The organism is Rhodohalobacter barkolensis, from assembly GCF_002834295.1.
Taxonomy (GTDB): domain Bacteria; phylum Bacteroidota; class Rhodothermia; order Balneolales; family Balneolaceae; genus Rhodohalobacter; species Rhodohalobacter barkolensis.
In genome coordinates this window covers 500,426-523,021 of the sequence record NZ_PISP01000002.1, presented here as the reverse complement: position 1 = coordinate 523,021, position 22,596 = coordinate 500,426, and the positions used below count along the sequence as shown (strand labels likewise).

At 43.7% G+C, this 22,596-nt stretch carries 18 protein-coding genes; 10 read left to right on the top strand and 8 right to left on the bottom strand.

Annotation, left to right across the window (positions count from 1 at the left end):
- Window positions 1-81 precede the first annotated feature (81 nt).
- Complete coding sequence (locus CWD77_RS09970; protein WP_165779127.1) at window positions 82-1,440, bottom strand: mechanosensitive ion channel domain-containing protein; 1,359 nt, start codon at window positions 1,438-1,440, stop codon at window positions 82-84.
- 462 nt (window positions 1,441-1,902) lie between these two features.
- On the opposite strand from CWD77_RS09970, the gene CWD77_RS09965 reads away from it, so the two are divergent.
- The 3 genes from CWD77_RS09965 (at window position 1,903) to CWD77_RS09955 (ending at window position 6,484) form a co-directional block, all read left to right on the top strand.
- The gene (locus CWD77_RS09965) at window positions 1,903-2,754 is read left to right on the top strand and encodes a DUF5694 domain-containing protein (RefSeq protein ID WP_206017993.1); all 852 of its coding nucleotides are present in this window, start codon (window positions 1,903-1,905) and stop codon (window positions 2,752-2,754) included.
- 329 nt (window positions 2,755-3,083) lie between these two features.
- The gene (locus tag CWD77_RS09960; RefSeq protein ID WP_101073410.1) at window positions 3,084-5,783 is read left to right on the top strand and encodes a cation-translocating P-type ATPase; all 2,700 of its coding nucleotides are present in this window, start codon (window positions 3,084-3,086) and stop codon (window positions 5,781-5,783) included.
- Window positions 5,784-5,863: 80 nt separating this feature from the next.
- Window positions 5,864-6,484: a class I SAM-dependent methyltransferase gene (locus CWD77_RS09955; protein WP_101073409.1), complete on the top strand. Its 621-nt coding sequence runs from the start codon at window positions 5,864-5,866 to the stop codon at window positions 6,482-6,484.
- A gap of 162 nt (window positions 6,485-6,646) precedes the next feature.
- Here the strand turns inward: CWD77_RS09955 and CWD77_RS09950 are convergent, their stop codons facing one another.
- Window positions 6,647-9,853: a M16 family metallopeptidase gene (locus CWD77_RS09950; RefSeq protein WP_101073408.1), complete on the bottom strand. Its 3,207-nt coding sequence runs from the start codon at window positions 9,851-9,853 to the stop codon at window positions 6,647-6,649.
- A 305-nt stretch (window positions 9,854-10,158) separates the two neighbouring features.
- Here CWD77_RS09950 and CWD77_RS09945 point away from each other — a divergent pair, with 305 nt between their 5' ends.
- The 3 genes from CWD77_RS09945 (at window position 10,159) to CWD77_RS09935 (ending at window position 13,097) form a co-directional block, all read left to right on the top strand.
- A complete protein-coding gene (locus CWD77_RS09945) occupies window positions 10,159-10,770 on the top strand; it encodes a phosphoribosyltransferase (protein WP_101073407.1) in 612 nt (203 codons plus the stop codon).
- Between the two features lie 45 nt (window positions 10,771-10,815).
- Window positions 10,816-12,225 (top strand): nicotinate phosphoribosyltransferase, encoded by a 1,410-nt coding sequence (locus tag CWD77_RS09940; RefSeq protein WP_101073406.1) that lies wholly within the window; start codon window positions 10,816-10,818, stop codon window positions 12,223-12,225.
- Window positions 12,226-12,449: 224 nt separating this feature from the next.
- Window positions 12,450-13,097, top strand: coding sequence for a peroxiredoxin (locus CWD77_RS09935; protein ID WP_101073405.1), 648 nt, complete (start codon window positions 12,450-12,452; stop codon window positions 13,095-13,097).
- An 87-nt stretch (window positions 13,098-13,184) separates the two neighbouring features.
- Here the strand turns inward: CWD77_RS09935 and cydC are convergent, their stop codons facing one another.
- From cydC to CWD77_RS09905, 6 genes are all read right to left on the bottom strand, one after another.
- Window positions 13,185-14,852 carry a thiol reductant ABC exporter subunit CydC gene (cydC, locus tag CWD77_RS09930; RefSeq protein ID WP_101073404.1) on the bottom strand — a complete coding sequence of 556 codons (1,668 nt, stop codon included), beginning with the start codon at window positions 14,850-14,852 and terminating at the stop codon, window positions 13,185-13,187.
- On the bottom strand, window positions 14,849-16,603 hold the full coding sequence (cydD, locus tag CWD77_RS09925; RefSeq protein ID WP_101073403.1) for a thiol reductant ABC exporter subunit CydD: 1,755 nt from the start codon (window positions 16,601-16,603) through the stop codon (window positions 14,849-14,851). The genes cydC and cydD overlap by 4 nt, the downstream gene beginning before the upstream one ends.
- Window positions 16,604-16,606: 3 nt before the next feature.
- A complete protein-coding gene (gene cydB / locus CWD77_RS09920; protein WP_101073402.1) occupies window positions 16,607-17,620 on the bottom strand; it encodes a cytochrome d ubiquinol oxidase subunit II in 1,014 nt (337 codons plus the stop codon).
- 25 nt (window positions 17,621-17,645) lie between these two features.
- Window positions 17,646-19,043 carry a cytochrome ubiquinol oxidase subunit I gene (locus CWD77_RS09915; RefSeq protein WP_101073401.1) on the bottom strand — a complete coding sequence of 466 codons (1,398 nt, stop codon included), beginning with the start codon at window positions 19,041-19,043 and terminating at the stop codon, window positions 17,646-17,648.
- Window positions 19,044-19,426: 383 nt separating this feature from the next.
- The gene (locus CWD77_RS09910) at window positions 19,427-20,083 is read right to left on the bottom strand and encodes an STING domain-containing protein (RefSeq protein WP_101073400.1); all 657 of its coding nucleotides are present in this window, start codon (window positions 20,081-20,083) and stop codon (window positions 19,427-19,429) included.
- An 18-nt stretch (window positions 20,084-20,101) separates the two neighbouring features.
- Window positions 20,102-20,587, bottom strand: a complete 486-nt coding sequence (locus CWD77_RS09905) for a YybH family protein (protein WP_101073399.1) — start codon at window positions 20,585-20,587, stop codon at window positions 20,102-20,104.
- Between the two features lie 319 nt (window positions 20,588-20,906).
- On the opposite strand from CWD77_RS09905, the gene CWD77_RS09900 reads away from it, so the two are divergent.
- The 4 genes from CWD77_RS09900 to CWD77_RS15630 are packed head-to-tail and all read left to right on the top strand — an operon-like array spanning window position 20,907 to window position 22,581.
- Window positions 20,907-21,512 (top strand): hypothetical protein, encoded by a 606-nt coding sequence (locus CWD77_RS09900; protein ID WP_101073398.1) that lies wholly within the window; start codon window positions 20,907-20,909, stop codon window positions 21,510-21,512.
- Between the two features lie 6 nt (window positions 21,513-21,518).
- Entirely contained in the window at window positions 21,519-21,824 is a 306-nt protein-coding gene (locus CWD77_RS09895; RefSeq protein ID WP_101073397.1) for a winged helix-turn-helix domain-containing protein, read from the top strand.
- Complete coding sequence (locus CWD77_RS09890) at window positions 21,821-22,015, top strand: hypothetical protein (RefSeq protein ID WP_101073396.1); 195 nt, start codon at window positions 21,821-21,823, stop codon at window positions 22,013-22,015. The genes CWD77_RS09895 and CWD77_RS09890 overlap by 4 nt, the downstream gene beginning before the upstream one ends.
- 5 nt (window positions 22,016-22,020) lie before the next feature.
- Window positions 22,021-22,581, top strand: coding sequence for a hypothetical protein (locus CWD77_RS15630; RefSeq protein ID WP_206017992.1), 561 nt, complete (start codon window positions 22,021-22,023; stop codon window positions 22,579-22,581).
- The last annotated feature ends 15 nt before the right edge of the window (window positions 22,582-22,596 follow it).

Genomic DNA, 22,596 nt, shown 5'->3' with positions numbered 1-22,596 from the left:
TGCGTCAGCGGGTGGAAAAGACTGTCAGTTACCTCTTGTGATTTATTTTGCTAACGAAGTGTTTATTTCTGATTCAGAAAATTACATGGTTTCACCTGACTTATTCGGCTTCAACAAATCCTCTCCCTCTTCCGGTGATCTTGCTGTCCGTGCCTGCTCCAGAATTTCCTCATCGTTGCTTTCCAGCTGACCCTCGGCCTTCGTAATTAATTGTGAATCCTCTGCAATAGGTGTACTCTCAGGTTTTTTCTGATCAGACGTTGCCGTACCTTTTTTAGGATGCAGCGTTACCCCATCCAGATAGACTCGCTCTCTTGCATCATCAGGCATTGAAATACCCGCTGCCATGTAAGCTGTTTTAATCTGTCTCAGAACGGATGATTTCACCTTAAGTACATTATGTTTACTTCCGTCCACCCAAACATAGAACATCAGATTTATCGTAGAGGAGGCCAGTTTATCCACTAAAACCAGGGGCTCAGGTTCCGTCAAAACGGCCGGATGCTCCTCAAATATTTTCGTGGCCAGATCCTGTGCGGATGTAACACTGGCATCGTACCCAATGCCAATTACAAAACTAAATCGCTGTTTTGGATTACTTGTATAATTGAGAATGCTGCTTTTGTAGACCAAAGAATTTGGAATTTGAAGATGGTTGCCATCCAGCGTCATTAATAACGTAGCCCGAATGGTCAACCGCTGCACAAATCCTGTGTTCCCGTTGATATCTACATGATCACCCGCGTGAAACGGGTTTTGCACGCTCAGGAAAATACTGGCAAGGAAGTTTTCTGTGATATCCCGGAATGCGATCCCCAAAACAATACCCAGCAATCCCGTACCTCCCAATATGGTGAGCGCTACATTGGTCAAATCCGCTACATGAAAAACGATGTATATCCCCAGCAAAAACACAAAAATGGCGATACCCTTTGCCGAAATATCCTGCAATAGCTCGTTCATATCGCGATTAGTTAAATAGGCTCGGGCACCTTTTGCTACCAGTGCGGATATTCCCCAGAAAATAACCAGTACCACTATTCCGAAGATCAGAAAGGGTATGGCACTCATAATATTTCGCCATAACTCCTGCAATCCGGTATAGGCGGGCTGATAATCCCAAATATCCGGATCCAGAACCTCAATTCTGTTTACTACTGCGGTTACATCCTGTGTATTCCGGGCCAGGTCTCCTGCCCATTTTTTATGATCGTCGGTTTTTGTTGACCCGCTGAAAAAAACCACGCCGTCGTTCACCTCTACCTGTGGATTCTCGAACCACCCGGTTGCAGTTAAAATCCCGGTAAGCCGATCGCGGATTTGGGAGTCATCTGCTGCCGGTGCAACATCTACGCGTTCAGGAACCGCAGTATCTTCCTGCTCAGTCGTCTCTGTTTGGGATTGGTCCTGTGCATACACGCTCAACGGTATAGTGATCAACAAGAGAAGGATTATAAATAGGCAGTGATATTTTATACGCATACAAATCTCTTAATAGTGTTATTAATCCGTTGTTTAAAACCAGCCAAAGTGAGTTATTGAAAATTGTCTCCAATTGCATTAGAAATATGGCTAACAAAAACCTTAATCACAATGTACTTCTTGATTCCCCGTTTATGCTTCCGTCACCGTAGAAAAGTGTTTTTTTTTTTAAATTGTCCCATTATAGAATGGTGATCTTAATGTGGCATTTTGTATAGTAGTTTAATGTTAACGCCGAGATCTCTGCCCCCTGTCTCTCAATTTTATCGTTTTCTCCCCAATTCACTGCCCATAATAATGAATGTAACGATTGATCCTAATTCTCGTAGGTTAATGTATGGAACAGATCAATTTGAGAAAATCGTCTAATCTGAATTCTCAATATTCATTGAAATTGTTCATTAAAAACATACACTCGATATGAAGTATCTAAAGTTAGTTTCATTTCTACTCGGAACAGTTATCCTATTTTCATTCTACCCCTACAATCCGGACACTTCAAATCAAAAAGAACCTATCGATCAACAGGGATCTGACAAGATTGAGGTGCTCAATTTTGGAACTTTCCACATGGGTTTTACCACCGATGCCAATAAAACGGAGTTCGATGAAAACGACCGTAAGAATCAACAGCGGGTTCATACAATTGCTGAAAAACTGGCTGATTTTGATCCTACTGTAATCATTGTGGAGCAGGAGCCCACGCAAAACGAATCCATTCAAGAAGAGTATCAGCAGTACAGAGATAATCCGGATATGACCTTCGAAAATCCCTCTGAAGTTGAACTACTGGCGTATGAGCTCGGCCGACTGAGCGGGGCGGATCGAATCTACGGTATCGATCATAAAATGGGATATAATTACCGCATCGGCCAACAAATTGATAACCAAGTTGATCCGGAATGGTACAATCGATATTACGAAGACCCTCTCAGTTTCCATCCATCTATTGATGTGAACAGAGACACCCTTAGTCTGCAGAAAAAGCTCGAACTGATGAACAAAGACGAATTCCTGAACTTTCTGATTACGGTGAATGCAGACATGCTAAGCCATGCCGGTACAACAGACGGATTTGAGGGAGCAGATGAAGCGGCCAAATACTATCAGCGAAACCTGAGAATGTACTCGAATTTGAATCGTCTTGATCTGAATAGTGACGACCGGGTTTTCATCCTGATGGGTGCGAGTCACACCGCTTTTTTCAGAGATTTCATGAGAGGCGATCCCAAATTCGAAATGGTAGATACATTTCAGTTTCTGAAAGAGTAACCAATATTTTCCCGGATCCTTCAGCTGACTGATATCCAACCTGTCAAACAGATCTTAAGAGGGCTTTGCAGAACCTTTAGAATTTGTCATTCTGACCCCGACACTTTGGGGGAAGAATCTTTTATGTATGTATCGGTTTTAAAACAAGATTCTTCACTGCGTTCAGAATGACAGCTCAGGTTCTGCACAACCCTCTTTAACCAAGTTCAATGATACCGGATAAATATTTTCGGTAATCTTTTGGTTGTATTCCTTGATCATTCTGTAGTAGTTTACTGTTACAGGCGGGTAATAATCGTGCCATCAAGTTTATTCTCACAAACAACCGAATGAACAGGATTCAGAATCAAGACTATCATCACAAGTCAGTTGAAGAGACCCTGGAAAGCCTTGAGAGTGATTCCAATAGAGGTCTTTCCAAACAGACATATCGCAAGAGAAAACAGAAATATGGCCCCAATCGGCTGCGCAAAGCAACCACACGCAGCAATTTAAAAATCCTGATCGATCAGTTTAAAAGTATCGTCATTCTGGTTCTGCTCATCGCGGCTATCCTTGCCTTTGCTTTTCAGCATCTTGCGGAAGGAATTGCAGTTTCGGCTGTTTTGCTGGTCAACACGCTTATCGGTTTTTTTACAGAGCTGAAGGCAACGCGTTCCATGGAAGCTCTCCGCCATATTCATAAAGATAAAATACGGGTTCGGAGGAATGGAACAGAGGAGGAAACCGACACCGAAACACTTGTCCCGGGCGACATTATCATCCTCGAAAGCGGTGACCTTGTACCGGCAGATATCCGGATTATTGAATCCAATAACCTGCAAATCAATGAATCCGCTCTCACCGGGGAATCCGTACCGGTTCAAAAAAAGACGGAAAAAGTTGAAGCCGACAGTGTTCTTGCAGAACAGACCTGTATAGCATTTAAAGGAACCGTTGTTACAGATGGATCCGGCCTTGGGGTTGTGACCGGGACCGGAATGAATACTGAACTCGGCAGAATCTCAGAGCTGGCAGAAAGTGCAGAAAAGGAAGCTACGCCCCTTCAAAAAAAGCTGGATAACCTCGGTAAAAAACTCGCGTGGATCACCATCAGTATCGCGGTTTTAATTGCAGTTGCAGGGTTTATCGTAGGGCAGGATCCCCGGGTTATGATTGAGACCGCAATTGCCCTTGGAATTGCGGCAATACCGGAAGGATTGCCCATCGTAACGACCATTGCTCTTGCCCGCGGTATGCACCTGCTTGCCAAAAAGAATGCCCTGATCAACAAACTTCAGGCCGTGGAAACACTGGGCGCAACAAGCATCATCTTTACTGATAAAACGGGCACACTTACAGAAAACCATATGAGCATTCATACCATTGCCGCTCCCTCAGGTGAATTCAATTTAGAAAATGAGGAAAACGGTGAGGGTAAAGAAAACCGGGAAGATGAAATTTTAAGACGAATCCTTGAGGTTGGAGTCTTGTGTAATAACGCATCTGTATTGGATGAAGACGACGATCTTATCCCCGAGGAAGAGCAGGGAGATCCAACCGAAGTTGCACTTCTGAGGGCCGGGTTATTGATGAATATAGACCGTGAAAAATTAGTTGAAGAGAAAAAGGAAATCAGAGAGGAGGCCTTCGATTCTGATACCATGATGATGGCGACCTATCACCAAGGTAAAGGTGATATTGAGGTGGCAGTAAAGGGAGCTCCTGAAAAACTGCTTGATGTCTGTTCAACGATAATCGGGACGGATTCCGGTTCGGATACACCACTGACTGAAGAGGACAAGAAAAAGTGGCTGAAACAGTCGGAGAAACTTGCAGAGAACGGATTACGGCTTCTGGCCGTGGCCGACAAAAGAGTGAACAGTAAGGAGGAAGAACCTTACAAAGAGTTGCGATTTCTGGGCCTGATCGGTCTGCTCGATCCGGCAAGGGACGATGTCGGCCCGGCAATCAGTGAATGTCAGTCCGCCGGAATTCGGGTCATTATGGTTACCGGTGATCAGGCCCCGACTGCATCAGCCATAGCCAAGGAAACGGGAATTACGGAAGAGGAAAGTCCTACAGTTGTACACGGCAGAAACTTAAAGGATCCGGATAAAATGTCTGATCCGGAACGCGAGGAGATGATCGGCACAAACATTTTTGCACGAGTGAATCCGACTCAAAAAATGCATCTGATTAATATGATGCAAAAGGAGGGCAATGTTGTGGCCATGACCGGTGACGGAATTAATGACACACCTGCACTGAAAAAAGCAGACATTGGTGTAGCCATGGGGAAACGCGGGACGGATGCTGCACGCCAGATTTCAGATATGGTTCTTCTGGACGATGCCTTCAAAACCATTGTGTCTGCTGTAAAATACGGGCGGATTATTTTTGAAAATATACGTAAGTCGGTCATGTTTATAATGTGTACCAATGTGGCTGAAGTTCTTGTGGTGACCATTGCCACAATCATCGGCGGGTTTCTGTTTTTCCCGCTTCCACTGCTGCCCCTGCAGATTCTCTACCTGAATGTGATCACGGACGTTTTCCCTGCGCTTGCCCTGGGAATGGGCAAAGGAGAACCGGGGATTATGAATCAAAGCCCTCATCAGAAGAATGAACCGGTTCTGACGGATAGACACTGGCTTGCAATCGCTGGGTGGTCGATCATCATATCTGCATCTGTACTTATAGCCCTTGCACTGGCAGTTTATCAGCTGGGCTTTGAACAGGAACAAGCCGTAACCATTTCATTTCTAACCCTTGCCTTCGGAAAACTTTGGTTTGTTTTCAATCTCCGAAGTCCCGGCACCCGGTTTTTTTCAAATGAGATTATAATGAATCGCTACGTGGCCGGATCAATTCTGCTATGTATTGTTCTGCTGCTTGCGGCTGTATACCTGCCCGGTTTATCCGATGTTCTTAAAACTCGTGATCCCGGACGGTCCGGTTGGTTACTTCTGCTTGGAATGAGTCTGGTTCCATTTGTGATCGGACAGGTTATCAGAACGTTTCAGAGAACGCCGGAAACAACAACATGATAAGTTAGAGGCAGGAACCATTAAGTTTCAAAGCATGATTTCAAACACACACTCAACCCATAACTTACAACAAAACATCTATGTCACGATTTGATGATGAAGCCAAAGACTGGGACACTCCGGAAAGTCAGGAGCGTGCAAGAGCCATAGCCAATGCGATCCGTTCTCATGTCCCTCTTTCAACGGATCTATCTGCTTTTGATTACGGCTGCGGAACCGGACAACTCAGCTTTGAACTCCGTGATAAAATAGGCCCCATTACATTAGCGGATAATTCAATCGGAATGCTCGACGTACTGCGCGAAAAAATCAAAGAGAAGTCTATCCATAATATGAAACCCATCCGGCTGGATCTCACCCACGATCCGCTGCCCGGTGAGAAATTTGATCTGGTTTATACATCGATGACTCTCCACCACATCCCCGATACTCGATTCATCCTCAAACAATTTTATGAGTTATTAAATCCCGGCGGCTATCTATGCATCGCCGACCTCGACAAGGAAGATGGATCCTTTCACGGCCACGATGTTGACGATGTTCATAAAGGATTTGACCAAAAAGAGCTCGCAAGCGTAGCCAAAAATGCAGGCTTTACAAACATCAACTTTTCAACAGCCTATACTATGGAAAAAGAGGTGAATGAACAGGGAGATACAAAGCAATTTCCAATTTTTTTGATGTTAGCACGGAAAATATAAAGATGACATTTAAGTCGGACAGACGTACACAGAGACCTGCTTTAACCAAAAAGTGTCGGTTAAAAAGGTTGATGCTCAAACCCCAAAAGGATTGACCGTTTTACTATCGTCTGAATTTTAAGTTCATTTGCCTCTTCTTAGCAAGTCTGGATATAGAGCAAGCTATAATTCCAGAAACTCTTCCACGTCAGTGTCTACCGGTTGCATAATTTGATCTTTGGGACCGCCAATCACAATAATCATATTCTCTGGGTCCAGATATTTTTCAGCCGCCCGGTTTACATCCTCCCATGTCAGATTTTTGAGTGCTTCCAGCTCAGTCTCGGAACCGGCATAATAATTCAGATACTGTGGAGACTGATATGCAAAAATTCCCAGCAATTCGTGGTGAGTAAGACGCTCAGCAATTTTCTGTGGTGTATCGTAGGAGGCCGGTATAAGTCCATCCAGGTATGCCGTGCGGGCGGCTCTGAATTCCTGTTCTGTTACCCCCACCTCTTTCATCACGCGTATTTGCTGAAGCGCCAGCCTCACACCTTCAAGTATCGTATCCGGGTTTCCTCCAAACCGCCACAAATATGGATTAGGAGCACCTAACCCCGGTTCCACCTCACCATATAGTGCCGATGTAATTCCGGTCTGCGTTCTCAGGAGCTCCATCATTCGTGATATAAAACCACCTCCGGCAAGGATATGATGCATTACTTCCAGTGCAGCGTGATCTTCGGGCAATCCTTCAATACCTTTGTGGCCAATCATAACTAAACCCTGGCGAATATCCATGTCTTCGATAACTATTTGATGCCCATCCAGCTCCGGCATTTCCTGAAACTCAGCAACAAACGAGTCCCCCTGCTGTTCAGGCGGAAAGTCAGAAAATCCTGATACGCCTATTGCAGATTCTACATCCTCTCTCTTTACATCACCGGAAACAGCTATAGTTATATTGTCTCCATAAAAGTACTTTTGATACCACTGTTCCACATCCTCAAGCGTAATAGCATTTACTGTTTCTGAGGTAACTTTTCTGCCAAATGGATGCGACTCTCCATAGAGTTCCTGCATAAATAGGTTACGAACTTTTGTAGCTGCATCATCAGCATTTCTGTCAGCACGAATAGCCTCACGATTTTTCTCAGAATCAAATACTTCTATGAAGTCAGGAGAAGACAAAAGAGATCCCAATGCTTCAATAACTTCCGCACCCGATTCAGACGGAGCTACACTGGTGATCTTCGTCAAATTAGGTTCCGATTGAATTTGTAAACTTGCCCCAAGATTATTGAGTCTGTCTGTCAGCTTCTCATCTGCTCCTGCACGTAACAGCTGGGCCGTTAATCGTGCCAGCCCCTGTTTTCCAGCCGGCTCAGCAGATTCCGGTGTTCGCACTAAGACTGAAACCTGAACCACCGGCAGCAGGTCAGAGTCAGCAACAAATACTTGCAGTCCGTTGTCAAGAGATACACGATAATCCTCCGGGGATGGCGGAGTAAACTCAACCGAGTCGAATTCCAATTTACTGAAATGATCTACCGGCATGGGTTCATTGAATGATGATGGACGACGGACAGCCATCCACGGCGGACTATACCAGGGCTGTTCAGCGATTGGCATAATTTCTGTAGCACTTAGATCGGAAAAATCCGTCGACTCTCCATTACCTTCATTTCCATCCTCGGACAAACGCTTTTGTTCATTAACAGTAGTTTCAACTGCAGATGCCGGCTTTTTCGTTATAGAATTGAGATAGAATTCAGCTATCGGTCCGCCAAAAGGCCAGTTACCGGGTCTTATCTCATTCAAACTGCCGGCATTAAATCGTCCCTGAAGCTTTTCAGGTTCGGGCTGACCATTCTGCGCAGTAACGCTTTCTGCCTCCTCTCTCATTAAGTGCCCAACAGTCTGCATGTTCTTGCTGAAGTATTTTGAGATTACTCGGCTGATGTCTTCAGGGGTTACCTCATTCCACAGTTCAGGCAGCCGGTTAAGATGCTCCCAGCCGTAAATCGATTCCATGGAACCGATGGTAACCGCACTTCTGCCTATTGCCTGTAAACTGCCTGCCATATCCATCACCAAACGACTGCGTGCGGCGGTAATATCACTCCTGCTCACACTATCTCTTGCCATCTGATCTAATACCCGGTTGATACCTTGTTCAATTATTTCGAGATCGTCGTTGCTGCGACCGTCCACCCGAATTTCAAAATGAGACGGATATTTTGATGTCCAGCCTGAAGCTCCTGAATTAGTCGCAATATTTTGACTCTTTACGAGCTCACGTGCAAGAAATCCATCTGAGCCGCCAAGCAATTCTGCCAGAATATCAAATACGTGTGCATCAGGGTGACCCACAGCAGGCATTGGAACATTCATCGCAACAGAAGGACCTGCGGCTGCTTCTACAAGCAATCTTTTTTGCCCAACCGGCTCCGGCTCCACGGTTCTTAAACGCGGAGAAGGTCTACCTGTTTCCCAACTTCCCCAGTACTGATCTGCCAGCGCAAAAACTTTTTCAGCCTCTACTTCACCAACAACCACAATTACAGTATTTTGAGGAATGAAATATTTGTAGAAAATCTCCCAGTGATCCTCACGCGTAGCCTGTGTCAAATCACTAAACCAGTGTGCCCAGCCATACGGATGTGCATCGTAAGTAAGTGAACGCATCACCCTGGAGAATTTACCGTCCGGTTGATTATCATATCGGCGAATCTGATCGACAACAACCTCCTTTTCAGGCTCAAAATGACGAAATACCGGATGCTCAACACGGCTGCGTTCGGTCCACATAAACAGTTCCAGTTTGTTCGCAGGCAGATCAATATCGAACTTCATCCAGTCGCGGCCCGTGGATGCAGTAGAGTTTGTACCTCCGGCCGACTGTACCGCCCAATCGTACCAAGTGGTGTGTGCCAGGTTGTTTTGAAATTCGGTTGCGTGATCAAGCTCAGTCTGCAGCGAATCCAGGCGTTCAGTGCGACAGTCATTTTCCAACTCGGCAAATACCGACCGCTGAATATAACAAGGTGCATTTCGATTTTTTTCATCTGTAATCTGCCGCTCCAGTTTTTCAACCCTATGAGCCATCTCTTTTTCTTGTTCCCAACTTTCAGTACCAACCTGGTCTGAACCTTTGAACAGGTGATGCTCAAGCATGTGAGTCAAACCTACCGTTCCGGGACGCTCTGAAGCGACGTCCACTTTGTAAAAAATTCGGGTACCAATTCGCCCGGCCGATTCGCGTTCCCAAACCAGAACAGTTACTCCGTTATCTAATACCTTCTTTTGTACATCTAAGTGAATATCCTGAGCGTAAACCACCGCGGCCGAACATAGGAAAACGGCCAATAGTAACATCTTTTTCATTTATCCTGAATTTGATTATAAATGGAGCTGTTGTGCCATTTAATTAGCTAAAGATCCTCAGATAAGCAACCACCGATATCAAGGCTTTTCGAAACCAACCAGTGTTGTCATCCAGAACAGAGTGAAGGATCTCCAATTCTTCAAAGTCTTCCAAAAGCTCCATACATGTTAGTTAAGAATCTTAAAGTGATGTGTGTCTTCCTTTTATTGAATGAGGACAAAAGTAAACATGTTTGAACAGTAGAGTTCTTCATGTACCTTGAATTAGAAACTAAACCTGTTGGCTTACGAAATCGAAAGAGAAAATGGATAAAGATTTTACTGCAAGAATTGTCGGGCTCTCCGAAGTTTATGAAATGGCTTACAAGATTTCTGATCAAATAACCGAATCCTCTCTTAATTTTGACGTTGTGATTGGTATTGCCAGAGGCGGCTTTCCACCTGCAAGGTTGGTATGCGACTTTCTGAATATTAAAACCCTCACTGCTGTTCAAATAAAACACTATACCGGTGCCAAAGAACACAAGGAGGTCGATATTTCTGATCCGGTCGATATTGATCTGAAGGGTAAAAACGTTCTTATAGTGGATGATGTCAACGATTCCGGAAAAACCCTGATCGCAGCGGTGGACCATGTTAAATCATTAGATGCAGGAGAAATTAGAACAGCTGTATTGCACGAAAAAAGCAACACTTCGATGAAAGCCGATTTTGTAGGAGACTACCTTGATGACTGGAGGTGGCTTATCTACCAGTGGGCGGCAACAGAGGATCTTTTAGAATTTCTAAATGACGATAACATGCTCTCTGCCAAAAATGAAGAGATGCGTCAACATCTTTCAGATCATTACGAGCTCGATGTTTCAACTGATCTGTTGAAGAAAGTACTGGCAATGAAAAGAAATTATCTCAGATAAATATTTTCGCCTGTTTATTATCTATCACTAAATGATTAGCAGCTTATGTTTGATTACACAGCGACCTACACCGATCAATATCAAATAACAATGTCTCAGGTCTATTTCCACAAAGGGATGAAAAATGAGACAGCCATATTTGACTACTTTTTCCGAAAACTTCCCTTTGAAGGAGGGTACACCATATTTGCGGGTTTGGAAGATCTCCTGAAAGCCATTGAAAATCTTCGTTTCGATCAAAAGGATTTAGAGCTGCTGGAAAAAGAAGGAATGGACCAAGAGTTTCTCGATTATTTGGAGGATTTTAAATTCTCGGGAAATATTTATTCAGCCAAAGAGGGTGATCTGATCTTTCCTAATCGGCCGGTACTCAGCGTGGAAGCACCGATCATTGAAGCACAACTGCTCGAGACGTTAACACTCAATACACTCAACTATCAGTCTTTAATTGCTACCAAAGCCAGCAGAATGAGGCTTGCTGCCGGAGATCGAAAATTGGTGGATTTTGGACTGAGGCGTGCACCGGGAACCGGCGGGTATGCAGCCAGTCGTGCAGCAGTCATCGGCGGTTTTAATTCTACGAGTAATGTCCGCAGTGGTCGCGATTACAACATTCCCATATCGGGGACCATGGCGCACTCTTTTGTTCAGCGCTACGATGAAGAGATCGATTCATTTCGGGACTTTGCAGAAGTACGGGCTCATGACTGTGTACTTCTTGTCGATACCTACGACACATTGAAAAGCGGTGTACCCAATGCGATCAAAGTGGGCAAAGAGATGGAAGAGCGAGGTGAAAAACTCAAAGGAATCCGACTCGACAGCGGCGATCTGGCCTGGCTGGCCAAAGAGTCGCGCAGAATGCTGGATGAAGCCGGGTTAGACTATGTGAAAATTGCGGCATCCAACCAGATTGATGAGGAAGTTATCAAGAGTTTACTCAACCAGAATGCACCCATCGACCTGTTCGGAGTGGGAACAAGTTTGGTTACCGGCCGGCCCGATTCTGCCCTTGACGGCGTTTACAAACTCTCCTATGCGAATGAAGAACCTCGTCTTAAGCTTTCTGAAACGGTAAGTAAAATTAACCTGCCCGGCAAAAAACAGGTCTACCGGCTTTTCAATGAAGATGGCTCTTTTTACGGAGGAGAAGTTGTAGCCCTGGCCGATGAAGATGATTTTGATATAATGGTTCATCCATCTGACCCTAAACAGTCACGTATATTGACGGAGTTTACAAAAGAGCCCCTATTGGAGAAAGTTGTTGAAAATGGGAAGCGAATTTCAATACCCAGGGCCACCGATGAGATTGCTGAATTTAGCCGGCAACAGCTTGAAAAACTGCCCAAAGAGTTTAAGCGATTCGACAATCCGCATGCCTATAAGGTTGGATTAACTAAAAAATTGAAAGAGCTGCGTGATAGTTTGGTACATCGTCATAAGGAGAGGGTTTGAAAAATTCTGATTTAAGCTCCTAAACTAACCATAGGTCAAATATATTTTGATAGACTGAGTTAACCATAGAAAATTTTTTATCCTATTTCTCACCAATCTAAAACTTGGAATCATCGGTTTAAATGCCTCATATAGGGAAATTCTATTGGCAAACTGACGTTTAGTTAATTATTATGTACATGTATTAACAAGTAAGTACATACATTAATTAAACTCATACAATCATGAACGATCAACAACCTATAGCAATGCCGAGGCTAAATGAAAAGGCCCCGGATTTTGAAGCAAAAACAACACAGGGAATTAAGTCACTTAAAGACTACGAAGGAAAATGGTTAGTTCTGTTTTCGCATCCGGCAGATTTTACTCCCGTTTGCACTACTGAATTTATTGGATTTGCTGAAAATGCCGATAATTTCAATGAGCTCAACACAGAACTTTTAGGGCTATCCATCGATAGTACTCATTCACACTTAGCTTGGGTTCGAAATATCAAAGAGAAGTTTGGGGTAGAAATTCCTTTCCCGATTATCGAAGATTTATCGATGAAAGTAGCGAATGCATACGGCATGATTCAACCCGGAGCAAGTGATACATCTGCGGTTCGTACTACATTTATTATAGATGATAAGGGGATACTCAGAGCCATGCTCTATTACCCGATGACAAACGGCCGTTCTGTAAAAGAAGTGCTGCGACTCGTTAAATCTCTGCAAACTTCTGATGAGCATAAAATAGCCACACCGGAAGGATGGGAGCCAGGTGATAAAGTAATCGTACCTCCACCGGCAACTGCTGAAGAAGCGGAAAAACGCATCGATGAAGGATATGAATGTGTTGACTGGTATTTTTGCAGAAAAGACCTTAACTAACTTTTGTATGAGGTTTATCATTGAATAAAAAGATAGGGATCACATCCCTATCTTTTTTTATATACTATTATGTATGAAACAGTATTGTTAGATAGGTTCAATGGCTTCTAATTTTATGGCTCCATCAACCATATGATATACTTTATCAGCAGTAAAGAACCTGCTATTTTGATGAGTGATATGTAAAACGGTCTTCTCTTTAATCAATTCATTTAAGGTGAGCATAATCTCTTCAGCCATTTTCCTGTCCAGACTGGAGAGAGGTTCATCCAAAATCCAAATGGGGGCATCTTTGAGAAGGGCTCTTGCCAGAGACACCCGCTGACGTTCACCCCCGCTCAACCGCAGCCCCAATTCACCTACCTGAGTGCTTAAACCTTCAGGTAACCTTCGAAGAGCTTCGCTAAAACCAACCTTTTCCAACGCCATGGCAAGAGCTTCATCCGTTGCATCAGGCCGGGCAATTTTTAAATTATTTCGCAGAGAGGTGTTAAACAGGCGTGTATTCTGACTGACAACCGATATCAATTTGCGAACCTCTTTTCCGCTAAAATCTCCGATATTTTGATCACCTATCATAATTTTACCACGCCAGGGTTCAAACCACTTTACTAAAAGATGAGCAGCTGTACTCTTGCCACATCCTGAAGCTCCTTTCAGAATCACATGCTCTCCCTGTTGAACTTCCAGAGAAAAGCCATTCAAAACCGGGGATGAGTTGTAGCCAAAAAATACATTATCAAAATGTATCGAATAGTGCTTCGGGCTAAATTCGGCAATCTTTAATTCATCACTGTCCTGCTCCTCTTCTCTTGTGACTTCATTGAGACGGCTCGCCGCTTCTTTCGATTCATAAAAATGCTGTAACGCATTCCCCATCGGTTCAAGCGATTCAAAAACCGAAAACAATCCAAGGATAATAGCGGTCATTACAAGCCCGCTAATTGTCCCGTCCACCACGAGCGGCAAAAGTATGAGAAATGAAACCGGAATACTGGCGTGGCTGATAAGTGTAAACAGACCCGACTCCATACTGAAAGCCCTTGCCCGTGTCTTTTGGACTTCTGACAATTCATCTATTACTTCTTCTCCTCTCTTCATCCAATCGGAATACTGGCCTGAAAACATCAGGTCGGCAGATCCGCGAATATGATCACTCATGTACTGGCCTAACCTTGCACTGCTCACAGATAACTCACGCGCAGACTGACCTGCCTTATACCTCACCAGAAATGGCATGAAAGCTGCATTTACTATCATCAGAATAAATACAATAACACTTAACGTTACGGAGTAAATGCTCAGAACGATGGCAGTTACTGTTATAAAAAAGAGAGCTATCAGTGTTGGTGAAACTGTTTTCAGATAAAATTCCTGAAGTTGATCAACATCATCTGAAAATCGGGTTAGCAAATCTGCTGATTTGAAGCGAATGGCTTTCGCAGGCAGCAACGGCTCAACCTTTTGGTAGAAATGAACCCGCAAATTTTTAAGTATTCTGAACGTCAGATCGTGCGAAAATAGGCGTTCAGCGTATCTGAAGGCTGCTCTTGAAATGCCGAAAAACCTCACGGCAACAAGAACGAGAATTAAGTCTAAAATAGGCGGACGAAGTGCTGCCCAGCTAATCAAGTAACCGGAGGCCGCAATCAACCCAACTCCGGTAGTAACGGTCATAATACCTAAAAAGAGAGACAAAGAAACTCTGCCTTTAAATCGGGTAAACTCGATCAGGATCTCTTTCAGATCATTCATCCAAATACCCCCTCAACATTTACTTCAGTATCCCTTGCAGCGATTACTTCACTTGCCGGTCCACTTTCCGTTATTACTCCTTCCTTAAGTATTGAGATACGATCCGAAGCCATCATGGTCTGCTGCTGATGGCTCAAAATGAAAACAATACTGTTCTTAGCCAGTGTTTTGATAGAGCGCATCAAGGCCACTTCCAGCTCCTTATTCAGAGAACTCCCGGGTTCATCCAGAAAATAAATGGGTGATTTTTTTAAGAATGTACGTGCAAGAGCAATTCGCTGCCGTTCACCGCCACTCAAATTTAGTCCGTCTTCACCCAGAACCGTTTGGTATCCGTTGGGGAGTTCAGAAATAAAGGAGTGTGCCTGCGCAAGCCGGGACGCTTCCAATATCTGATCTTCTGTTGCATTCCGGCTTCCCAATCGGATATTGTCTTCAATACTGCCCGGAAAAAAGTGTGAAAATTGAGAGAGGTAAGAGATCTGATTTTTCCAGCGTTTGGCATCCAGCTTAGCGAGGGAACTACCGTTCACGATGATTTCCCCATCCTCATAAGGAATCAGTGTACTTAATATATTCATCAGCGTTGTTTTACCTTCCCCGCTGGCGCCTGCCAAAGTGTGAACTTCATTTGCCTTAAGAGTCAGGTTCACCCCGTTTAAAACATGATTTTCAGAACCGGGATAACGGAAATTCAGATTTTTTATCTGAATCAGTGAGGGGTGATCAGGCACCATTTCCAGGTTATTTTCTCTGTCTCGAAAATCTGTATCTGAATGATCGAATAGTTCAAATAGTCTTGCTCCGGCCTCAGCACCTTCCATACCTGCATGATGGGCGCTCCCAAATGTTCGAAATGGCAGATAAAATTCCGGTGCAAGCAACAGAACAAATAATCCTATCTGAAAACCGACCATCCCTTCGATAAGTCTTACGCCGATCTCTACAGCTACAACGGCCGTACTAACCGAAGCCGCCAACTCAAGAATCATTCCTGAAAGAAATGCAATTTTTAAAACTCTCATGGTGGTAACCCGAAACATTCTGCTCACATTATTGATACTTCTTCCGGCGCTTTTTTCCCTGCCAAAAAGTTTGAGAGTATCCATTCCCTGAATAGTATCCAGAAAGTGTGCATTCATTCGGCGAAAGGTTCCCCACTGCTCTCTGATTTTATCCCCTGCTTTGGTTCCAATCAGGTACATGAAAATGGGGATTAAGGGACCGGTGATCATAAAAACCAGTCCGGACGGCCAGTCTAACCACATTACGACGCCAAATATGATGAGCGGAATTGTTCCCATTCGAATTGCGGCCGGAATATAGAGGCTATAGAAATCATCCAGTTTTTCGATTCCATTAAGCTGAAGCCCTATCAGCTCACCTGTTTTTTCTCCCTTTAAGCGTACGGGGCCAATTTCATGGATCTTTTTAAGCAGCTTTTTTCTGTACCGGGCCTTTTGGTGTATCGACATCTTCATGCCCAACCATTTGTCTGTCCATGCCATAACGGCCCGAACAGCAACAGCCCCCATCAGAATGATAACATAGTGTCCGTAATGTGACGCATTCCATTCTTGCAAGAAAGCGGCATCAATGATTACGCTGAGGCTGTACATCTGAGCCAGAATAACAACCGCAGTTATTACGGCAGCAAACAGTAAACCGGCTATAAAGCCCCTCAGTGAAAGAGCCTCACGGAACAAACGCTTTTGCGCCTGTTCAACTTTATGGGGATGAATGGACCTCATCTATTAATGCGTTGGAATGGAATCGCGGGTCACTCTCTTTCTGAACACATAATAACTGTAAATTTGATAGCCAAGCACCAAAGGCAAAAATATGATGGCTACAACGCTCATGATTGTAAGGGTTAATTCACTTGAAGAAGCGTTATAAATTGTAAGTGACCAGTCCGGATTTAATGTCGACGGCATCAGTACGGGAAACAGGCCCTCAAATGCAACAATGGTGCCCATTACGATTGTTGCGCCGGTGGCCGCAAAAGACCAGCTAAATCGCTCCTTTTTAAGTAAAAAATACCCGGCAATGAATGAAATAATGGTAAGTGCCGGTATGGTTCCCGGAACCAGGCCTAATCCATCAAAAAGAACAGTGTAACGGTAACCGAGAAGTGCAAAAATCATTAGCAGTATCCCTGCCGGAATCCACATTATTCTAGCCACTTTAGCCGCCCGCTCCATAAGAGGTCCCTCTGTTCTCAAAGTTATAAAAAGTGCTCCATGAAGTGTAAAAACAGTTGTTGAAGCGACTCCGCCGAGAATGGCATAGGGTGATAAGAGCCCGAACAATCCGCCGGTAAAGTTCATGTCTTCACCAATAGGCAATCCCATTACGATATTTGTAAGAGCCACACCCCAGATAAATGCCGGTATCAGGCTTCCCCAAAAGATGAAGTGATCTGCGCTTCGCTTCCAGAAAATTTTATTGACCTTTGATCGAAATTCAAATCCAACAGCCCGTAAGATTAATGCCAGAAGTATGAGCAGTAAAGGCAGATAAAACCCACTGAAGAGAGTTGCGTACCAGTGAGGGAAAGCGGCGAACATGGCACCGCCCGCTGTGATAAGCCATACTTCGTTTGCGTCCCAGAACGGACCAATTGTGTTGATACAAACCCGCCGATCCGTATCATCACGGCTGATAAAAGGCATGAGTATTCCCACACCAAAGTCAAAGCCTTCCAGAAAGAAGTAGCCAATAAAAAGGACTGCGATTAGTATGAACCAGATAAGTTGAAAATCCATAATACCCGATAGTTAATGAGAAAAATTAGTAAGCAAATGCATCGGAATGTTCAGACTCTTTACCATCAGAGTCGCCTGATTCTTCCTTCCCTTTTGGAATTCCCGGCTTCGCATATTTTACAATCAGATAGAATGCTACTGCAGCAAGCAGGCCATATACCAGGGTAAATGCCGACATACTAATCCAGATAGAGCTGTCTGCCACGGTAGGAGAAACACCATCTGATGTAAGTAGCAAACCATAAACTACCCAGGGCTGTCGACCCATCTCGGTAACGAGCCAGCCCGCCGAATTCGCTATATATGGAAGAAATAGAACTCCAATGACCGCTTTATGATACCAGGCAGTGGTTTCCAGTCTTCCTTTCCACCACAAATACAAACCGAAGAATGAGGTGAATATAAAAAGCATGCCTAAACCTACCATCACCCGAAAACCCCAATAGACAGTCTTGACCGGCGGAATATAATTCCCCTCGCCATGCTTCTCTTCCATTTCAGCTTGAAGTTCATTCAGCCCTTTTACTTCTGAAGTGGCATTGTTGTGAGCCAGTACACTCAGCATATAGGGTAGGCGTACCTCTCTCATCGAAGTTCGATTTTCTTGGTCAATCAGCGCAAAAAGTGAAAAGCTGGCTGGTTGCTCAGTTTCCCACAAACCTTCCATAGCCGCCATTTTCATTGGCTGGCTCTGCACTGTATCCTGCGCCTGACTGTGACCGGTAGTGGCCGTTAATAATGATGCTACTGCTGTGAAAACCAGTGCGATCTGAGCCGATTTTTTAAATGTCTGTACCTGATTTCCGCGATACATCATCCACGCACTTATACCCAGAACAAAAAGTCCGCCTGTCACAAATCCTGCAATGATTGTGTGTGGCATTTGTACCAAGAGTCGTTCATTTAGCAGAATAGCTACGAAATCCGAAAGTTCTGCTCTGCCTCCAACAATCTCATAGCCAACAGGAACCTGCATCCACGAATTGGCCATTAGAATCCAGATAGCAGATAAATTTGAAGCAATAGCCACTAACCATATAGACAACAAATGGACACCTTTACTGAGTCGATTCCAGCCAAAAAGCCAAAGCCCCAAAAAGGTCGATTCCATAAAAAATGCCATCAACGCTTCGATGGCTAACGGTATTCCAAATATGTCTCCCACAAAACGGGAATATTCACTCCAGTTCATACCAAACTGAAATTCCTGAACTATTCCGGTAACGATTCCAAGTGTAAAGACAATTACAAATAGTTTTCCAAAATACTTCGTGAGATGCTTATACCTTTCATCACCTGTACGGTACCAAAAGGTTTGTATGATTGCTACAAGTACCGAAAGACCCAAAGTTAACGGTACAAAAATAAAGTGGTATACAGTGGTAATACCGAACTGCCAACGAGCTAATTCTAATGCTTCCATGCTGCTTCTATCTTTTTTTTACTACAACTGAGTGCATAATTTTATTTACCAATTTTAAACATCCTCCCTACTTCTCTAACAACTTGTCTTTACATGAACGTACATTTCATTTATGAATACATTATGAAAACAAAAGCGCTGATTTATGAGTTATAAATCGTATTAAACACATCTTTCTAAGCCCCAATCATTTAAGTTTTTTTTCTGAAAGAAAGTTTTTAATCATTGGATTAGTAAAACCTGAATAGAATCATAACTTATGACCGCTTTAGTTATTTATCGCAATTTTTGCAGGGTATACTTTCGCGCTCCATTCTGTTTTGATAGGCATGATTTTTCATAAACTTAGAAGAGGCAACCCGGTTTAATATTCTCAAGGACTATCATATCCGTTCCAGCTTCACCTTTCGCAGTATATAATCCTGACGATTATCTTCCAGCAAATCCTGCAACTCCTCTACAAAACTTTCATAGTACTGTTTGATTTTTTTCGGTTTAGAATGGCCGAGATTAATTTTAACAAACCGCGGAAGTGAAAAGAGAGTACGGGGAAAATCTGCAATCTTCAGTTTATTTCCGTTCACGGCAGCCCTGACCCAGAACGGTGTTCCATCCTTTGCATTGATGATATCAATATTTTGATAAGCTTTTTGATTGTTCAGAACTTCAGAAATCTGAACCAGGCTTTCCGAGTTCATGGGCAAATACACTGTGATCTCAATCTGTTCCAGACCAAAAATTTTGCGCGCGTTTTGAGCCTCACCCCTGAAGTGCACTTCCGTCCGTTTGCTGATATTTCGAGCCAGCGGTTCCAGAAAGTTAATGAAATATCCGGTTGCCAGTATCTCAGCCAATGCTTTCTCCTTTTTACTCAGATTGCTGTGCATAAAAAGCGCGATCAATCCGAAAAGAACTGTCAACCCAATAATGACCGGAATCCATGGCCGTTCGAAATAGGGCAGCGTTCCAATGATAGAAACCAGTGACGGCATCAGTGAAATTCCAAAATCCACCAACGATAAAAACTCTTTCCATTTCATATGATGAATTTTTAACGGTTACTCATCTACAGGTGGATTGTTGAAAAGCATGGATTTTATTCTCCAGCCAACATTCTCAACTTTTTTCCAATGTATCAGTGCGCGGGCATCATACGTCCAATCTTCTCCCTCATTCGAAATCCATTCCACACGGAACGCAGCATATTCAACTGCCATATCGCCGTCGAAATGAAGAGACTCCATTCTGTGCCTGTACGCTATGGGCTGATTTTCTACAAACAGGGAGCTATAAAACTCCTCAATTTCAGTTACTCCTGAGTTGACCCGAAATTCATCCGGAATATTCAGTCCGTCAGCATGATAAATCGATGCGCATGCTGTAGCATCTTCTGATTCCCAGCTTTGGCTAAACTGATTCCAAAGCTCGCGAATCTCCGATTCCGGGTTTTCAACTTCTACGATATCTGAGGCTCGTCCGGTACATGAATGGATGGTCGAAGCGAATACTATCGCAATGATGATGAGAAAAAGTGAACCTCTCATGGCTATTCCATTTTACGTTTATGTTTAATGGCGAAAATAGCACGGTAAGAGTGATATCGGTTATAAAGGGAGAGTGGCTGCAGACATTTCACTAATTAACCGAATTCATGCTATTAAAACAAGAGATTAAACATTAAACATATAGCACTGTAGAAGATGACCGGGAAGAAATATTAAGCTTCACATCAAAGCCCATTGAATGAATTGACTCTCCAGGAATTTAGCCCACATCTGAATCGTATTACATTGGAAAAATTTATTTTCAGCACTATTGCAGATTGAATAATTTCCGTTTACTTTGAAATAAAAAGTACTTTTTATGAAAGAACAGCGGGACTACATTCAAGATATTGCCGAAATACGCTCTATGATGGAGCGATCTTCTAAATTTGCTTCTCTATCAGGATGGGCCGGAATTTTAGCCGGCATCTATGCATTGGGCGGAGCCTTTGCTGCCTACATTCTGTTTGGCTTTAACCCCGATGAACTCAACTACACTTCATCAAATCTGACTAATGTTATTCTGTTGGCCATTGGCGTATTGGGCTTAGCCTTAATTACGGCGATCTATCTCTCCTGGCGAAAAGCCCGAAGCAAAGATGAAAAAGTTTGGAATGCCACTTCAAAACGCCTTTTAATCAGTATGGCAATTCCGCTTGTGTCCGGTGGAGTTTTGATTCTGGTCCTGCTTGCACACGGATTGACCGGATTGGCTGCGCCACTCATGTTAATATTTTACGGACTCGCTCTGGTTAATGCCGGTCACTTCACAATCTCCGAAGTAAAAATCATGGGCATAGTACAGATTACTCTTGGACTTTTAAGTACATGGTTCATTGAATACGGCCTGCTTTTATGGGCGGCAGGTTTCGGTGCCGTTCATATTATTTACGGAATTTATATGCACTTCAGATATGAGCGGTGATTCAGCGTGAATATATCCTTCGATGATTTACATAAAGCGTTTGAGAGCAGGATCAGGTTGGGAATCATGTCTGTCCTTGCAGTGAACGAGTCGCTCGACTTCACTGCACTGAAAGAGTTTCTGGATGTAACAGATGGCAATTTAGCCACACACCTTAAGAAACTGGAAAAAGAGGAGTTTATCAGTGTGGAAAAATCCTTTATCGATAATAAACCAAACACTAAATACTCCATGACTCCCAATGGGAAAGAGGCATTTGATAACCACCTGCAGGCGTTGGAAGCCATCATAAAATCACAGAAAGAGTCATGACATCAGAACGAACTCAAAAACTTAAACTGCAAAAAATCTTCTCGATAGTAATCATCATGCTGGGCATTGCGCTGCTCACATACATGGTCGTTGTGGAGTATGAACCGGGAGCCATTCCACTATTGATGATCGTAGCAGGAACCGGATGGTATTTAATAACAAGATCCAGAATTAAATCGCTACACAGGTAATACAAATGAACAAAGAACGAAACTTAATCCACTCTATAGCTTACCCTGCCGTTGCAACCGGCCTCATCTTATTGATTCCGTTGATTGCCATGCAGTTTTCAAACGAAGTCGTTTGGACACTCTCTGATTTTGTCATAGCCGGAACCCTTCTCTTCGGAACCGGACTGACCTACACCCTTATCACAAGAAAGTCAGGTGAAATTGCATACCGGCTTGCGATCGGCTTTGCGCTTTTTACCGGACTATTTCTCATCTGGGTCAATATGGCAGTGGGAATTATTGGATCTGAAAACAATGATATCAACCTGCTCTACTTCCTGGTGATTTTTACCGGGATTGGCGGGGGTTTCATTTCGCAATTCAAGCCCAAAGGCTTGATGATCACTTTGTTTGCAATGGCCGGTGTTCAAGCGTTGATCGCTGTCGCCGCACTGCTCACAGGTATGGGGGATGCACAGGGAAGTTCTGTATATGAAATTCTTGTCGTTAACGGATTCTTTATCACACTCTTTGTTGTGGCGGCGTCGCTTTTCCGCTACGCAGACCAGGATCAAGCTGACAAATAAACCGAATCAGATTTT

Excerpts from the sequence above, each read along its gene's own strand:
- CWD77_RS09940 (WP_101073406.1), top strand. The coding sequence starts at position 10,816 with ATGTTTGATTACACAGCGACCTACACCGATCAATATCAAATAACAATG.
- CWD77_RS09965 (WP_206017993.1), top strand. The coding sequence starts at position 1,903 with ATGAAGTATCTAAAGTTAGTTTCATTTCTACTCGGAACAGTTATCCTA.
- CWD77_RS09890 (WP_101073396.1), top strand. The coding sequence starts at position 21,821 with ATGACATCAGAACGAACTCAAAAACTTAAACTGCAAAAAATCTTCTCG.
- CWD77_RS09960 (WP_101073410.1), top strand. The coding sequence starts at position 3,084 with ATGAACAGGATTCAGAATCAAGACTATCATCACAAGTCAGTTGAAGAG.
- CWD77_RS15630 (WP_206017992.1), top strand. The coding sequence starts at position 22,021 with ATGAACAAAGAACGAAACTTAATCCACTCTATAGCTTACCCTGCCGTT.
- cydC (WP_101073404.1), bottom strand. The coding sequence starts at position 14,852 with ATGAATGATCTGAAAGAGATCCTGATCGAGTTTACCCGATTTAAAGGC.
- CWD77_RS09945 (WP_101073407.1), top strand. The coding sequence starts at position 10,159 with ATGGATAAAGATTTTACTGCAAGAATTGTCGGGCTCTCCGAAGTTTAT.
- CWD77_RS09905 (WP_101073399.1), bottom strand. The coding sequence starts at position 20,587 with ATGAGAGGTTCACTTTTTCTCATCATCATTGCGATAGTATTCGCTTCG.
- CWD77_RS09935 (WP_101073405.1), top strand. The coding sequence starts at position 12,450 with ATGAACGATCAACAACCTATAGCAATGCCGAGGCTAAATGAAAAGGCC.
- cydD (WP_101073403.1), bottom strand. The coding sequence starts at position 16,603 with ATGAGGTCCATTCATCCCCATAAAGTTGAACAGGCGCAAAAGCGTTTG.
- cydB (WP_101073402.1), bottom strand. The coding sequence starts at position 17,620 with ATGGATTTTCAACTTATCTGGTTCATACTAATCGCAGTCCTTTTTATT.
- CWD77_RS09900 (WP_101073398.1), top strand. The coding sequence starts at position 20,907 with ATGAAAGAACAGCGGGACTACATTCAAGATATTGCCGAAATACGCTCT.
- CWD77_RS09910 (WP_101073400.1), bottom strand. The coding sequence starts at position 20,083 with ATGAAATGGAAAGAGTTTTTATCGTTGGTGGATTTTGGAATTTCACTG.
- CWD77_RS09950 (WP_101073408.1), bottom strand. The coding sequence starts at position 9,853 with ATGAAAAAGATGTTACTATTGGCCGTTTTCCTATGTTCGGCCGCGGTG.
- CWD77_RS09955 (WP_101073409.1), top strand. The coding sequence starts at position 5,864 with ATGTCACGATTTGATGATGAAGCCAAAGACTGGGACACTCCGGAAAGT.
- CWD77_RS09915 (WP_101073401.1), bottom strand. The coding sequence starts at position 19,043 with ATGGAAGCATTAGAATTAGCTCGTTGGCAGTTCGGTATTACCACTGTA.